Annotated in this window: 11 protein-coding genes; 10 read left to right on the forward strand and 1 reads right to left on the reverse strand. The window is 63.7% G+C overall.

The features are described 5' to 3' along the window. Positions 1-25 precede the first annotated feature (25 nt). From MQW79_RS15790 to MQW79_RS15830, 9 genes are all read left to right on the forward strand, one after another. Positions 26-1,933, forward strand: a complete 1,908-nt coding sequence (locus MQW79_RS15790; RefSeq protein WP_476585419.1) for an ABC transporter substrate-binding protein — start codon at positions 26-28, stop codon at positions 1,931-1,933. A 119-nt stretch (positions 1,934-2,052) separates the two neighbouring features. Further along, positions 2,053-3,045 carry an ABC transporter permease gene (locus MQW79_RS15795; protein ID WP_476585420.1) on the forward strand — a complete coding sequence of 331 codons (993 nt, stop codon included), beginning with the start codon at positions 2,053-2,055 and terminating at the stop codon, positions 3,043-3,045. Further along, positions 3,042-4,184, forward strand: a complete 1,143-nt coding sequence (locus MQW79_RS15800) for an ABC transporter permease (RefSeq protein ID WP_476585421.1) — start codon at positions 3,042-3,044, stop codon at positions 4,182-4,184. Before MQW79_RS15795 ends, MQW79_RS15800 begins: the two co-directional genes overlap by 4 nt. 168 nt (positions 4,185-4,352) lie before the next feature. Continuing rightward, complete coding sequence (locus MQW79_RS15805; RefSeq protein ID WP_476585422.1) at positions 4,353-5,369, forward strand: ABC transporter ATP-binding protein; 1,017 nt, start codon at positions 4,353-4,355, stop codon at positions 5,367-5,369. Continuing rightward, positions 5,366-6,397 carry an ABC transporter ATP-binding protein gene (locus MQW79_RS15810; protein ID WP_476585423.1) on the forward strand — a complete coding sequence of 344 codons (1,032 nt, stop codon included), beginning with the start codon at positions 5,366-5,368 and terminating at the stop codon, positions 6,395-6,397. Before MQW79_RS15805 ends, MQW79_RS15810 begins: the two co-directional genes overlap by 4 nt. After that, positions 6,397-8,250: a DUF2264 domain-containing protein gene (locus tag MQW79_RS15815; protein ID WP_476585424.1), complete on the forward strand. Its 1,854-nt coding sequence runs from the start codon at positions 6,397-6,399 to the stop codon at positions 8,248-8,250. Before MQW79_RS15810 ends, MQW79_RS15815 begins: the two co-directional genes overlap by 1 nt. After that, positions 8,247-9,257 carry a hydroxyacid dehydrogenase gene (locus tag MQW79_RS15820; RefSeq protein ID WP_476588251.1) on the forward strand — a complete coding sequence of 337 codons (1,011 nt, stop codon included), beginning with the start codon at positions 8,247-8,249 and terminating at the stop codon, positions 9,255-9,257. Before MQW79_RS15815 ends, MQW79_RS15820 begins: the two co-directional genes overlap by 4 nt. Before the next feature lie 152 nt (positions 9,258-9,409). Further along, positions 9,410-11,041: an acyltransferase gene (locus MQW79_RS15825; protein ID WP_476585425.1), complete on the forward strand. Its 1,632-nt coding sequence runs from the start codon at positions 9,410-9,412 to the stop codon at positions 11,039-11,041. A gap of 40 nt (positions 11,042-11,081) precedes the next feature. Beyond that, positions 11,082-11,726: a ThuA domain-containing protein gene (locus tag MQW79_RS15830; RefSeq protein ID WP_476585426.1), complete on the forward strand. Its 645-nt coding sequence runs from the start codon at positions 11,082-11,084 to the stop codon at positions 11,724-11,726. Positions 11,727-11,856: 130 nt separating this feature from the next. Here MQW79_RS15830 and MQW79_RS15835 read toward each other — a convergent pair whose 3' ends face one another. After that, on the reverse strand, positions 11,857-12,576 hold the full coding sequence (locus tag MQW79_RS15835) for a class I SAM-dependent methyltransferase (RefSeq protein WP_476585427.1): 720 nt from the start codon (positions 12,574-12,576) through the stop codon (positions 11,857-11,859). A 151-nt stretch (positions 12,577-12,727) separates the two neighbouring features. Between MQW79_RS15835 and MQW79_RS15840 the strand changes: the two genes are divergently transcribed. Further along, complete coding sequence (locus MQW79_RS15840) at positions 12,728-15,163, forward strand: EAL domain-containing protein (protein ID WP_476585428.1); 2,436 nt, start codon at positions 12,728-12,730, stop codon at positions 15,161-15,163. Positions 15,164-15,188 lie beyond the last annotated feature (25 nt).

Here is a 15,188-nt window from a genome sequence, read left to right on the forward strand (position 1 = left end):
CAACCCCGGCAAAGGGAGGACTAGGATGAGGAAAGACCATCTGTTTGGCCTGGCCAGTGCAGTGGCCCTTGCAGCGGTCATGGCCGCGGCGGGGCCTGTATTGGCACAGCAGCAATCGCCAGCACTGGACGCGGCCGTAGACAGCGGCGAACTGCCGCCGGTCGCCGAACGACTGCCGGCCAATCCGCTTGTCGTGGATGGCCCCAGTGTCGGCACCTATGGCGGCACCTGGCGCATGGGCATGAACGGCGGCAATGACAACGGTCTCATCGTCAAGACCGTGGCCTATGAGGGCCTGGTTCGCTACGACCACGAATGGAAGACGGTGATGCCGAACCTGGCCGAGAGCTGGGAAGCCAGCGCCGACGCCAAGGAGTATACGTTCAAGCTGCGCGAAGGCGTAAAGTGGAGCGACGGCACGCCCTATACGACGGCCGATATCGCCTTCACCGTCGAAATGTACCAGGACCCGGATTACGCGGCCAATAGCTGGATCGACAACAAGAACAACCCGATGACCCTTGATGTCATCGACGACTACACCTTCAAGTTCACGTTCGAAAAGCCGAACGGCATGTTCCTGGAGACGCTGGCCTCGACCGATGGCCTGCACATCACCTCGCTGCAGAAGGAATATTGCAGCCAGTTCCACCCCACCTATAACGAGAATGCCGACGCAGACGCCCAGGCAGCCGGCTTCGACGGCTGGGCGCTCTACCTTCAGGACCGCTGTGCCTGGGGCTGGGAAACCATCCGCTTCTCCAATCCGGACCTGCCCACCATCTACGGCTGGATCATCGATCAGCCGCTTTCGGCCAATGCCCAGCGTGTCACCTGGAAGCGCAATCCCTACTACTGGAAGACCGACAGCGCCGGAAACCAGCTGCCCTATATCGACAATCTCGACATGCGCGTGAGCCAGGGCGGCGTTGAAGAACTGACGCTGGCCGCCCTCAACGGCGAGATCGATTTTCAGGAACGCCACATTGCCACCAATGTGAACAAGCCCCTGTTCTTCGACGGCCAGGAAGCCGGCGGCTATTATCTGGGCGAGGTCATCCCCTCGGCCTCCAATACCCTGGTGCTGCAGCTCAATCTCAACCACCTCGATCCGGTCAAGCGCGAGCTCTACCAGAACAAGGACTTCCGCATCGGCATTTCCCATGCCATCGATCGCGCAGAGATCGTCGACGTGGTCTTTACCGGCCAGGGCGAACCCTTCCAGGTCGCGCCGCGTCCTGAATCGGCCTTCTATGACGAAGAGCTGGCCAAGCAATATACCGAGTTCGACCCGGACCTCGCCGCCCAGCATTTCGAAGCCGCGGGCCTCACCGAAAAGAATGGCGACGGCATCTACCTGATGAGCGACGGCAATCCGGCCAAGATCTCGGTCGACGTGATCTCGGCCCTGCGTCCGGAATGGATCGACATGCTCGAAATCATGCAGCTCCAGCTTGGCGCTGCCGGTATCGAGATCGAACTGAACAATATCGACCGTACGCTGTTCTACGAAAAGCGTCCGGCCGGCGAGTTCGATGCCCAGGTCTGGGCCGGCGACGGTGGCATCGAGGCCCTGCAGGAGCCGCGCTACTACTTCCCGTTCTCCGATGAATCGGTCTGGGCCTATCGCTGGGCACAGTGGTTCAACGGCACGCGTCCGGAAATCGCCGAAGAGCCGGCCGACTGGGCCAAGGAGCAGATGGACCTCTACAATCAGGTCCGTGCCGAAGCCGATCCGGACAAGCGCGCCGATCTGTTCCGCCAGGTGCTCGCGATCACCAAGGAGCAGTTCCCGGTGATTGGCGTCAGCCTGATGCCGAACTCCTATTCGATCGTCCGTAACAACCTCAAGAACGTGCCCGACAGCATGTTCAACGCCTGGCTGTTCCCGACCCCGGCCCCGATGGATCCGGTGACCTGGTACTTCGAATAAGGTCTGAAGGTCAGCGAAAGCGACCACCCACACAGAGCGGGACGACCTCCCCCCGCTTGCCTCCCCTCGCGGCGCTTCCCGGCCGCGAGGGGACCGACCAAACCGGAAAGGCCCCCGCCATGCTTGGCTTCATCATTCGGCGCACCCTCGCCATGCTCCTGACACTGGTGGCGGTGTCGATCGTGGCTTTCGCCATCATCCAGCTGCCGCCCGGCGACTATCTCACCAGCTACATTGCCGCGCTCTCGGCCACCGGCGACCAGGTCGACCCCAGGGTTATCGAAAACCTGCGCGTCCAGTATGGCCTGGGAGAGCCCTTCTATGTGCAATACTGGAAGTGGGTGACCGGCATCTTGCAGGGCAATTTCGGGTCGAGCTTCGAATGGAAGCGCCCCGTGACCGAGCTGATCTGGGGGCGCCTCGGCAATTCCATCCTGGTGGAAGGCATGGCCGTCATCTTCATGTGGCTCATCGCCATGCCCATCGGCATCTATGCGGCGGTGCGCAAATATTCCCTGGGCGATTATCTCGCTACCGTGGTCGGCTTCATTGGCCTCGCCGTCCCCAATTTCCTTTTCGCGCTGATCCTGATGTACCTGGCCTATACCTGGTTCGGGGTGACGCTGGGTGGACTGTTCTCGCCCGAATTCGAGACAGCGCGCTGGAGCCTGCCCCGCGTCTGGGATTTCTTCGCCCATGCCTGGGCGCCGGTTCTGGTGCTCGCCATGGCGGGCACGGCCGAACTGATCCGCATCCTGCGCGCCAACCTGCTGGACGAACTCAAGAAGCCCTATGTGGTGACGGCGCGGGCCAAGGGCCTGCCCGAATGGAAGGTGATCCTCAAATATCCCGTGCGGCTGGCCCTCAATCCGCTGGTCTCGACCATCGGCTGGCTGCTGCCGGCACTGGTCTCGGGTTCGGTCATCGTTTCGGTCGTGCTCAACCTGCCCACGGCCGGCCCCATGCTGCTGCGCTCGCTGACGACGCAGGACATGTATCTGGCCGGGGCGATCATCCTGCTGCTGAGCGTCCTCACCGTGGTCGGCACGCTGATTTCCGACATCCTGCTTGCCCTCATCGATCCCCGCATCCGCTACGGGAGCAAGTCATGACCGTGGACACCGTCAACCCAAGCTCCGCTGTCGCCGTCGCGCCCAAGCGCCCCGTGCGCGAAAGCCAGTTCCGGCTGATGTGGCGGCGCTTCCGCCAGCACAAGCTGGCACTGGTCAGCCTCTGGATCGTGGGCGCCTTCTATCTCATCGCCCTGCTGGCCGAGTTTCTCGCGCCGGTCGACCCGGCCCATTACAGCGCCCGTTATACGTATGCGCCGCCCCAGGGCCTGCACTTCATTGCCCAGAACGAAGACGGCTCCTGGCAGTTCGGCCCCTATGTCTATGGCTACAAGACCGAGATCGACCCGGTGGCCCTCAGGCGCACCTTCGTCATCGACGAGGAAGTGCGCCTGCCGGTGAGCTTCTTCGTGGCGAGCGAGCCCTACATGCTGGCCGGGATCATCCCCATGTCGGTCAAACTGATGGGCGTCGAAAATCCGCGCGACCCTTTCTACATCCTGGGGGCCGACCGGCTGGGCCGCGACATGCTGAGCCGCCTCATCCATGGTACCCGCATTTCGCTCTCCATCGGTCTCGCCGGGGTGACGCTGAGCCTCTTCTTCGGCATCGTCATTGGCGGCTTTGCCGGCTTCTATGGCGGCTGGTTCGACAGTGCGGTCATGCGCGTGGTCGAGTTCATCCGCTCCATGCCCACCATACCGCTCTGGCTGGGCCTGGCCGCGGCCATGCCCAAGGACTGGTCCGCGCTGCAAACCTACTTCGCCATCACCCTCATCCTCTCGCTGATCGGCTGGACCGAGCTGGCGCGCGTGGTGCGTGGGCGGTTCCTCTCGCTGCGCACCGAGGATTTCGTGACGGCGGCCCAGCTCGACGGCGCCAGCGACTGGCGCATCGTCACCCGCCACATGGTCCCGAGCTTCACCAGCCATATCATTGCCGCGGCGACGCTTGCCATTCCCGGCATGATCCTGGCCGAAACGGCGCTGAGCTTCCTGGGCCTCGGTTTGCAGGCGCCCATCGTCTCCTGGGGCACATTGCTGCAGGACGCGCAGAACATCCGCACGCTGGCGACGGCGCCTTGGCTCCTGGCACCTGGCGTCTGTGTCGTCGTGGTCATCCTTGCCCTCAACTTCTTCGGAGACGGCCTTCGTGATGCCGCAGATCCCCATGGGCGATAGGTCTTACTTCACCTCTCCCTTTGGGGGAGAGGTCGGCGCGAAGCGACGGGTGAGGGGGCCTTTGGCACCGTTGTCGTCGCAAGGCCCCCTCACCCGACCCAAGAGGGTCGACCTTTCCCCCAAGGGAGAGGTGGCGCTGCGCGCCGCTACCAACACAGAGTTCCCGGCATGACCAAGCCCCTCCTCACAATAAGCAACATGTCCATCGTCTTCTCCTCGCCCGACGAGGCCGACATCGAGGCGGTGCGGCAGGTTGACCTTACGCTGACCCCCGGCAAGACGCTGGCGCTGGTGGGCGAAAGCGGCTGCGGCAAGTCCGTCACCGCCCGCGCCGTGCTGCGCCTGCTCGACAAGAACGCCCGGATCCCGAGCGGCGAAATCCTCTTCGATACCGGCAACGGCGCAGTGGATATCGCCAAGCTCAAATCCGACAGCCTTCAGATGCGGGCGCTGCGCGGGGCAGAGATCTCGATGATCTTCCAGGAGCCGATGAGCTCGCTCTCGCCCGTGCACACGATCGGCGACCAGATCGACGAAATCATCATCCTGCACGATCGGCTCAACAAGAAGCAGGCGCGCGAACGGACCGTGTCGCTGCTCGACCAGGTCGGCGTGCCCGGCGCCCGCGACCGCGCCAATGCCTATCCGTTCGAACTCTCGGGCGGTTTACGGCAGCGCGCCATGATCGCCATGGCACTGGCCTGTACGCCCAAACTGCTGATCGCCGACGAGCCGACCACGGCCCTCGACGTGACGACGCAGGCGCAGATCCTTGATCTCCTGCGCCAGCTGCAGGACGATTTCGGCATGGCCATGCTGTTCATCACCCATGACCTGGGCGTGGTGGCCGAAATCGCCGACGACATCGCCGTCATGTATCTGGGCGATGTCGTGGAACAGGGCGATGTCTACGAAGTCTTCCGGGCCCCAAAGCATCCCTATACGCAGGCGCTGATGAGTTCGGTGCCGCGGCTGCAACGCAAGGCGGAGCGCACGCGGCTGACGCCGATCAAGGGCACAGTGCCCTCGCCCAAGGATCGGCCTTCGGGCTGCTCCTTCACCAGCCGCTGTCCGCATGCCTTCGGGCCCTGCGCCACGATGCGGCCGGAACGCACGCTGATCAGCGAGGGCCATGTCGCCCGCTGCCATCTGCTTACCCATGTTCGCGAGGAGGTTCTGGCATGACCACTCTGCTGTCAGTCGAAAACCTCAGCAAAGTCTTTCACCTCGGCGGCGGCCTCTTCCGCGAGGGCCGCGAACTGGTGGCGCTCAACGACATCAACCTCACCGTCGAAAAGGGCGAGACCCTGGCCATTGTCGGCGAAAGCGGCTGCGGCAAGACCACGCTCGGGCGCTGCATCATCAAGGCGCAGCCGGTCTCTTCGGGTCACGTCTTCTATCACAAGGATGAAGGCGGCCATGTCGACCTGACCACGCTGAGCAAACGGGAGATAAAACCCTATCGGCGCGACATCCGCATGATCTTCCAGGACCCGATGAGCTCGCTCAATCCCAATATGCGGGTCTTCGACATCGTCGCCGAGCCGCTCCGGGTCCACAAGCTGCTGCGCGGCCGGGAGCTGGAAGCACGGGTCTATGAGACGCTGGCCAAGGTTGGCATTTCGCCCGACGCGGCGGGGCGCTATCCGCACGCCTTTTCCGGCGGCCAGCGGCAGCGCATCGGCATTGCAAGGGCGCTGGTGCTCAACCCCAAGCTTGTCATTGCAGACGAGGCGGTGTCGGCGCTGGACGTCTCCATCCAGGCGCAGGTGCTCAACCTCCTCGACGATCTCAAGGAAGAGTTTGGCCTCACCTATATTTTCATCAGCCACGACCTGGGGGTGGTGAACTACATCGCCGACCGGGTGGTGGTGATGTATCTGGGGCATGTAGTGGAAAACGCGCCCACGGATCTCCTGTTCGAGCGGCCGCGCCACCCCTATACCGAAATGCTGCTCGAAGCGCTGCCCATTGCCGATCCGACCCGGCGCAAGGGCCGCAACAAGGAACTCAAGGGCGAAATCCCCTATCTGGGCAACCGGCCCAAGGGCTGCCCCTTCCATACGCGCTGCAAATACGCGCAGGACGTCTGTCGCTCGGACAAGCCCGAATTGCGGCCCATCAACGGCACGGCGCAGATGGCCGCATGCCACTTTGCCGACACTCTCGATCTCAAGGGCGCCTACGAGGCGCCGCAAAAGGTTTTCGCGTAATGACTTTTGATCCTGCCGCCGACAATCCGCTCTTCGGCAACCCGCTTCTGACCCGTGCCGATGTCGAAAAGGGACTGCGCGATCTCTTCGATCCGCTGCTGCCCTATTTCTCCGAGGGCGGCGCCCGCGTGCGGCTCGACGGGGCGGCGGCCCATTTCGACCGCGCCGCGGCTGACCTCGAAGGCTTTGCCCGCCCGCTCTGGGGCCTGACGCCGCTGGCGGCGGGTGGCGCCGACTTTGCCCATTGGGAGCTCTATCGACAGGGCCTCGCCAATGGCACCGATCCGGAGCACCCCGAATATTGGGGCGAGGTCAATTCCACCGACCAGCGCATGGTCGAACTTGCCGCGATCGGCTTTACCATGCGCATGGTGCCGCACCTCGTCTGGGAGCCGCTGCCGCAACGGGCCAAGGACAATCTGGCGACCTATCTCAAGCATGCGCGCCAATTCGACTATGCGGACAACAACTGGAAATTTTTCCGCATACTGGTCGATCTCGGCCTTGAAGAATGCGGGGTCGAGTTCGACCGCTCGCTGACCGAAAAGTATCTCGAGGAACTCGACGGCTTCTATCTCGGCGAGGGCTGGTATCGCGACGGCAATGTGCGACGCATCGACCACTACATTCCCTTCGCCATGCACTTTTATGGCCTGATCTACGCCAGGCTGGCGCGCGGCGATGAGCAGCGCGTGGCGGCCTACAAGGAGCGCGCGAAACTCTTTGCCCAGGATATCCAGCACTGGTTCGACGAAGATGGCGGCACGCTGGCCTTCGGGCGCTCGCTGACCTATCGCTTTGCCTGTGGAGGTTTCTGGGGCGCTCTGGCCTTTGCCGATGTCGAGGGCCTGCCCTGGGGCAAGATCAAGGGCCATTTCCTGCGCCACCTGCGCTGGTGGGCCGACAAGCCCATCGCCCATGGCAATGGCGTGCTCTCCATCGGCTTTGCCTATCCGCAGCTCTTCATGTCCGAGAGCTACAATTCCGCCGGCTCGCCCTATTGGGCGCTGAAAGCCTTCCTGCCGCTGGCTCTTCCCGCCGACCACCCGTTCTGGACCGCAGAGGAAGAGGCAGCCGCTTTCGATCACAAGCCGGTGCCGCTTAAGCACCCCGGCATGGTGATGCAGCACTCGCCTGGCAATGTCGTTGCCCTCTCGAGCGGCCAGCAGAACTGGCAGATGCGGGCGGGCGCCGAGAAATATGCCAAGTTCGTCTACTCGAGCCGCTATGGCTTTTCCGTGGAAGTGGACGAGCGCGCTTACCACTCAGGCGCCTTCGATGGCGCGCTGGCCCTCAGCGACGATGGCCGCCACTACCGGGTGCGCGAAACCAACGAAGTGGCGCAGATTGCCGAAAACTGCCTCCATGCGCGCTGGAAGCCCTGGAGCGATGTGACGGTCGAAACCTGGCTGATCCCGGCCAATCACTGGCATGTCCGCGTGCATCGGATCACGACGCCAAGGGCCCTGCATGGCACCGAGGGCGGATTTGCCATTGCCCGGGCCGATCTCAATGCCGATGACTATATCGACGGGAAGGGCAGGGCGGTGGCACGGTCGAAGACCGATCTCAGTGCCATTATATGCTTGCAGGGTGGTCGCGAAGGCCGTGCCTTCCGCGCCTTGCCCAATACCAATCTCATTGCTTCGAAGACCATCGTGCCGCAATTGCGCGGCGACATCGAGGCCGGCACGACCGTTCTGGTAACGGCGGCCATGGCGCTCAAGGCCGGGCGGGAGGCCGAGACGGCTCTCACCACCCCGCCGCATGCGCCGGACCTTGCGGCCCTCGAAGCCCTGTTTGCCCGCGAGGGCGTGGATGTCAGCGCCATATTGGTGCCGGAGCGGTTCTGATGCGCCCAAAACTGAGTTTTGCCTTCGATCCGCACAAGACGCGGCATGTCTTCGACGACGGCGCCATGCAACGGCTCGCTGCCTGCTGCGACATGATCTCACCTGAGCCGTTGACAAGCTTCTCGACCCCCGAGGCCCGCGCCGCGCTGGCCGAGACCGAGGTGCTGGTGACGGGCTGGGGCTGTCCCATGCTGACACCGGATGTGCTGCGCGCCGCGCCGCGCCTGAGGCTGATCGCCCATGCGGCAGGCACGGTGAAATTCACCGTCGATCACTCCGCCTATACCTCGGGCATCCGCGTGACCCATGCCGCCGAAGCCAATGCGGTGCCGGTGGCCGAGTTCACACTGGCGGCGATCCTGTTTGCCAACAAGCGCATGTTCGAGTTGCGAGATCTCTATCGCGCCGACCCCACACGCCGGTCGAGCTATGAATTGATGGACGACACAATCGGCAATTTCCGCCGCACGGTGGGTCTTGTCGGCGCCTCGCGCATCGGCCGCAAGGTCGCGTCCATGCTCGCTGGGTTCGACGTCGATGTGCTGGTCTATGATCCCTTCGTGCAGCCCGACGATCCGATCGCCCTTCAGGTGGAACTGGCCGAGCTCGACATATTGATGGCCCGCTCGGACGTGGTTTCGATCCATGCGCCGTCCCTGCCCAGCACGCGGCACATGATCGGCGCGCGGCAACTGAAACTCATGCAGGATGGTGCCGCCTTCATCAACACGGCGCGCGGAGCTCTGGTCGACGAGGCGGCATTGATCGCCGAACTGCAGACGGGCCGTATCCACGCGGTGATCGATGTCACCGACCCCGAAATTCCACCGGCAAGTTCGCCCCTGTTCACCCTGCCCAATGTCTTTCTCACGCCGCATGTGGCCGGCGCCATCGGCACCGAACGGGCGCGCCTGGGGCTGATGGCGGTGGAAGAGGTCGAGCGCTTCGTGCGCGGCGAGCCCATGCTTTATGAAATCGAGCCGGCGCTGCTGGAGAGATTGGCGTGATGGCGGAGAAGAGGACCCCTCATCCGCCCTTCGGGCACCTTCTCCCTCAAGGGGAGAAGGGGAAATCGGGGGTGAGGCGAGCGCGGTGCTTCCCCTCTCCCCTTGAGGGAGAGGGTGGATCGGCCGCAGGCCGAGACGGGTGAGGGGTAGCGATGCTCGATAAAAACCACGCGGACGAGGACTGGCACCAATCCCGCCTGCAATTCCTCACCTGGGACCGCAGGCCCGAGGATATCGATAGCCCCGAGCACCGGGCGCGACAGGCCGAGCTGGCCACCCGCGCAGGGGCGACATTCCACCCCACCGCCTATGTGGCGCGGGACGCGGCCATCTTCACCACAAGGCTGGACCTGGGCGCGCAGAGCTGGATCGCCGGACACGCGCTGGTGCGTGGCGAGGCGACCTTTGGCGCCCATTGCACCGTCAATCCCTATGCGATGATCTCGGGCAAGGTGCGCTGCGGCGACGGGGTGCGCATCGCGAGCCACGTGTCTCTGGTGGGGTTCAACCACGGCTATGACGACCCCGATGTGCCGATCTACCTGCAGAAGCACGAGACGCTGGGTATCACGATCGAGGACGACGTGTGGATCGGCGCCAATGCGGTCGTGGTCGATGGCGTCACCATCGGGCGTGGTGCGGTGATCGCGGCGGGTGCGGTGGTCAGCAAGGATGTTCCACCCATGGCCATTGTCGGCGGCGTGCCGGCCAAGGTGCTGCGCTATCGCGGCCGTTCGCGGCGCGACGATACGCGGGCGCAACTGGCGGCTCTGGGTGAACGGGCCAAAGGGCAGTCCCAGGACATCCTCAAGCGCAACATGGCGGAAGGCGACTATCTTTCGCGCGAAAACCATGGCGGAGCGAAGATGAGCATTCGCCATCTTTGCGACGCCATCGAGATTGCAACGGCGTTCAACGGCCTGCCTGAGGGGCTGGACGTACCGACGGCAATTGCCCGATTGCAGGCGGTGCAGGACACGGAGACGGGGCTCTTCCCCGACCCCTATCAGGCGCCCATGCCGGGTGTGGCCATGCGCGACGACGGCCTGGCGCTCTACAACATCCTGGCCGTCGGCTATGCGCTCGAAGTGCTGGGGTCGCAGCCGCTGCATAAGGTTTCTGCCGTCGAGTTGTCCGCCCCTGACCTCTGCGCCTGGTTGCAGAACCTCACCTGGCGCAGTCGTGCCTGGGGTGCCGGTGCTGCCGTCGATGCCATCGGCACGGCGCTTTATTTCAATGCCCGCTATTTCTCTTCCGGTTCGGCGCGGGAAACGCTGTTCGGCTGGCTGGCGCTGAAACAGGACCGGGCCTCCGGCCTCTGGGGATCGCCCACCTCGGACGAGGGCTTGTTGCAGCCGGTCAACGGCTTTTACCGGCTGACGCGCGGCACCTATGCCCAGTTTGGCGTGGCCGTGCCGCGGCCGGAAGCGGCGATTGACTCCGTGCTGCGCAACCATCGCAACTATGGCGGCTTTTCGGGGCCAACCTATACCGCCTGCAACCTGCTCGACACCATCCACCCGCTGCTGCTTTGTCTGGGCCAGACCGACCATCGTCGCGGCGAGGCTGAAGCCATTGCCCGCTCGGTGATCGCGCGGGCGGGCGAGCGCTGGGTGGATGGTGCAGGCTTTGCCTTTGCCGATGGGCAGACGCCTAGCCTGCAGGGCACCGAAATGTGGCTCTCGGTGGTGCATCTGGCAGCCAAACTGCTGGGCGAGGACGATGCCTTCTGCTTCGTGCCCAAGGGTGTGCACCGGACAGAGGCGGTTGGGTTGGGGCTTTGATCTTCTCTCCGATGGGGAGAAGAACAGGAAGGAATGAGACATGACCAAAAAGGCCCTCGTCGTCTGGGGTGGCATGGAGCTGCATACGCCCGAGCGTGGCGCGCATGTGGTGCGGACCCTGCTCGAGGAAGAGGGTTTTGCTGTCACCGTGACCCCGGACTACGAAGCGCTGGGGGCAGAGGATGTGGGGACGAATGATCTGGTCGTGCCCGTCATCACCGACGGCACGCTTGACCCCGAAAAGATGAAGAACCTGATTGCCGCCATCAGGGCGGGGACCGGGCTGGCCGGGTATCACATGGGGCTGGCGACCACCTTCCGCGCCAGCGTGCCCTTCCGCTATGCCGCCAGCGTCTACTGGGTGCAGCATCCGGGCAATATCATCACCTACACCGTGGACGTGACCCGATCCGACCATCCCATCATGGCCGGGATCGAAAGCTTCAAGCACACGAGCGAGCAGTACTACCTCAACTACGATCCGGCGGTCGAAGTGCTGGCGACCACCACCTTCTCGGGAGAATTCCACTCCTGGCGCAAGGACGTAGTGATGCCTGTTGTCTTTACCACAACCCATGACCAGGGCCGGGTGTTCTATTCCTCTCTCGGTCATACGGCGGACGAGCTTGAAATCCCGCAGGTGCGGACGATCCTGAAGCGCGGACTGTTGTGGGCGGCGCGGTGACCGGACCGGTTCAGGACGCGGCTTCACCCGTCCTTCGTCACTACCCGACTTGATCGGGTGGTCAATGCGACAGCGAACTGGATTGCCCGGTCGAGCCGGGCAATGACGATGAACATTGGGACCTGTTGGCCTACTGTTGCTGCTGTTGCGCCTGCTGGCGGAGCACTTCTGACTCCGGAAGCGCATTGGCATATTTGAGTTCGCGATTGGCGCGGGCCCAGAAGGCCGGATGAACGCGGTCGAGTAGCGTCGCATCGGTAGGTGTGAGGCCCAGTGCCGAGGCGGTCGCGTCGTTGAGGAACAGCAGCGCATTCTGACGGTACCAGGCGGGCACGGCTTCATCGGTCCAGATCAGCGGGCGGACGACGTCATAGGCACGATAGCCATGGGCGGCGAAACGGTTGGCCCAATAGCTCTGCCACTGCTCGTTGATGTGACCGACCCCGCCCTGGCCGGGAATGGCGGCGCTGAACAGAATGGCCGGGGCCATGGCTACGAGGTCGCGCACAAACCCTTCGGCGCGGCCGGGCGAGAGATGTTCGGCCACTTCCAGCGACAGGGCCAGGTCGACTTGCGGGCCGGCAAAGTCCTGCTCCAGGTCCTGCGTAGAGAAGGCGATTGCCTTGTCATCGAGCATGTCGGCGCTGACCCAGTCGCCCTCCATGCCGAAGGCATGGCTTGCGCCTGCCTCCAGCGCCGCGGCCAGGAATGTGCCCGTGCCGCAGCCAATATCGGCGACGCGATCACGAGCAAGACCCTGGGGCAGGGCCGCGAGGATGCGCCGCGCCGCATGCAGCGTATGAGCGCGCCGGTCAGCATAAAAGTCGGCAGGGTAGAGTTCTGTGGTCATGACGCCCCCTCGGCTCGGTAATGCTATAGCGCGCCGACAAAAAAGCCCAGAAACGATCACGTTTGCGCATTTGCAGCTTCGCAGTGACGGTTCCGTAAATCTTTTAGCCTCAGGACTATGCACGAGTACGGGTATTTCCATAGGCGCGTAATTGCCGATCATCGAGTTTTTCATTTCGGCCCACGATCCGGCCCTGATCGTCCTCGCGGCGACGATCTGCATGATTTCCTCCTATGCCTGTATCGGACTGGCGCGCCATGCCGCGCGCGCCTCCGGGCGCGTCCGCAATATCTGGACCGCCGTGGCCGCTATGGCCGTCGGCTTTGGCATCTGGGCCACGCACTTCGTGGCCATGCTGGCCTTCCAGCCCGGCTTTACCCTCAGCTACGACATCGGGCTGACGGCTTTGTCGCTGCTCATCTCCATCGGTGTCTGTGGCCTGGGCATTGCCATGGCGGCGCGGGCCGAAAGTTTCTCCGATCGTTTCCTGGGCGGCGCGGTCGTCGGCATCGCCATTTCGGCCATGCACTATACCGGCATCGCCGCACTCATTATGGGCGGACGCCTCGTCTGGGACCCGACGCTGGTCACCACTTCGGTTCTGTCGGGCATTGCCATGGGTGGCGTGGCGCTCGGCCTGGGCATGGAAGGCAAGGTGCGGCGCGTGCTGGCCGGCGCATCGCTGCTGACCGTCGCCATCTGCGCCATGCACTTCACTTCAATGGCCGCTGCGGACTTTTCGCTCTGCTTCCCGCTTTCGGTCAGCGGCCAGCTGGATGGCTTCTGGCTCTCCATAGCCCTCACCTGCATTTCCATCCTGCTGCTCGCCCTGGCTCTGGGCAGCGCCATTCTGGACGAGGCGGATCGCCGACGGACCGCGCGTGAGCAGGAGCGCGAAATGCGCGACGCGGCCCAGATCATGGCGGTGACCACCAAGCTCGAACTGGCCATGACCCATATGGCGCAGGGACTTGGCCTCTATGGTGCCGATGGCCACCTGCAGCTCCACAATGAGCGGTTTCTCACCCTGCTTGGCCTGCAATCCTCCACTGATCTGCATGGCGTGAGTTTCCGCGAAACCTGCCGGTTGACCATCATCAGCAGCGATATCGAACCCGACGATCTTGAGGCGCGGGTCGATGACGTCCTGGCCGATCATGCCCCGCTCATCCGCGACGGTGGTGAAATCGTCATTCCATTCGCCGAAGACCGCGTGCTGCATGTGAGCCACAGCCCGATTGGCGACGGCTCCTGGGTCACGACCCTCGATGACATCACCGAGCGGCACCGCTCGCAGCGGGCCATCGCCCATCTCGCCCGGCACGACGGGCTGACCGGCCTGCCCAACCGCGCCCGCTTCAACGAATCCTTCGAAGTGTGCCGGACCAAGGCCGAGGAAACCCGCGGCAAGATGGCGATCATCGCTATCGACCTCGACCACTTCAAGGACATCAATGACAGCCATGGCCACGCCGCGGGTGACCTGGTGCTCAAGACCCTGGCGAGCCGGTTCAACGCCCTCTTGCGCGACGGCGAGGTCATAGCCCGTCTCGGCGGCGACGAGTTTGCGGCCATCAAGGTGTTTTCCGGCATGGATGGGCTGCGCGACTTCCTCGTGCGCATCGAGGATGCCCTGAGCCGACGGATCGAAACCGATGGGCTGGCGGTCTCCTCGGGCGGCAGCATCGGGGTCGCCGTGTGGCCCGAGGACGGGCAGGACCTGTCCAAGCTCATGAGCAATGCGGACCTCGCCATGTATCGCGCCAAGGCCGAGTTCGACCGCCGCATCTGTTACTATGAACGCGACATGGACGAGCAGGCGCGCGATCGCCGCGACATGGCGCGGGACCTCTGGACCGCGCTCGAACAGAACGCATTCTACCTCGCCTATCAGGTGCAGAAGTCTGTCTCGTCCGGTGACATCACCGGCTACGAAGTGCTGTTGCGCTGGAATCGCCCCGGCCATGGCGAAGTCTCGCCGGCCGACTTCATTCCGGTAGCCGAGGAATGCGGCGCCATCAACGCCATCGGCGCCTGGGTGCTGAAGATGGCGTGCCTCGAAGCCGCGTCCTGGCCCGAACCCTACAAGATCGCCGTCAACGTCTCCGGACTGCAACTGGCCCAGGTCGACCTCATCGACACGGTCCGCAATACGCTCTTCATGTCGGGCCTCGCCCCCCATCGTCTCGAGCTGGAAGTCACCGAGACCTCGATCATCAGCGACAAGCAGCGGGCCCTCCATATCCTGCGGCAGATCAAGGCGCTTGGCGTCTCCATCGCCATCGATGATTTCGGCACCGGCTATTCTTCGCTCGAAACCCTGCGCGCCTTCCCCTTCGACAAGATCAAGCTCGACCGCTCCTTCATGAACGAAGTCGAGAGCAACGAGCAGTCCAAGGCCATTGTGCGGGCCATTCTGGCGCTCGGGCGCAGTCTCTCCGTGCCTGTCCTGGCTGAAGGCGTGGAGACACGGGCCCAGCTCGACGTGCTGCGCAAGGAAGGCTGTACCGAGGCGCAGGGCTTCCTGCTCGGCCGGCCCGGCGCCATCGATTGGGATGACCGGCTTGAAGCGGGTTTTGCGGTCTGAGCAAGGCGATTGACCCCGCTGGCCG

Source organism: Devosia sp. Micro-HW1 (genome assembly GCF_056341075.1).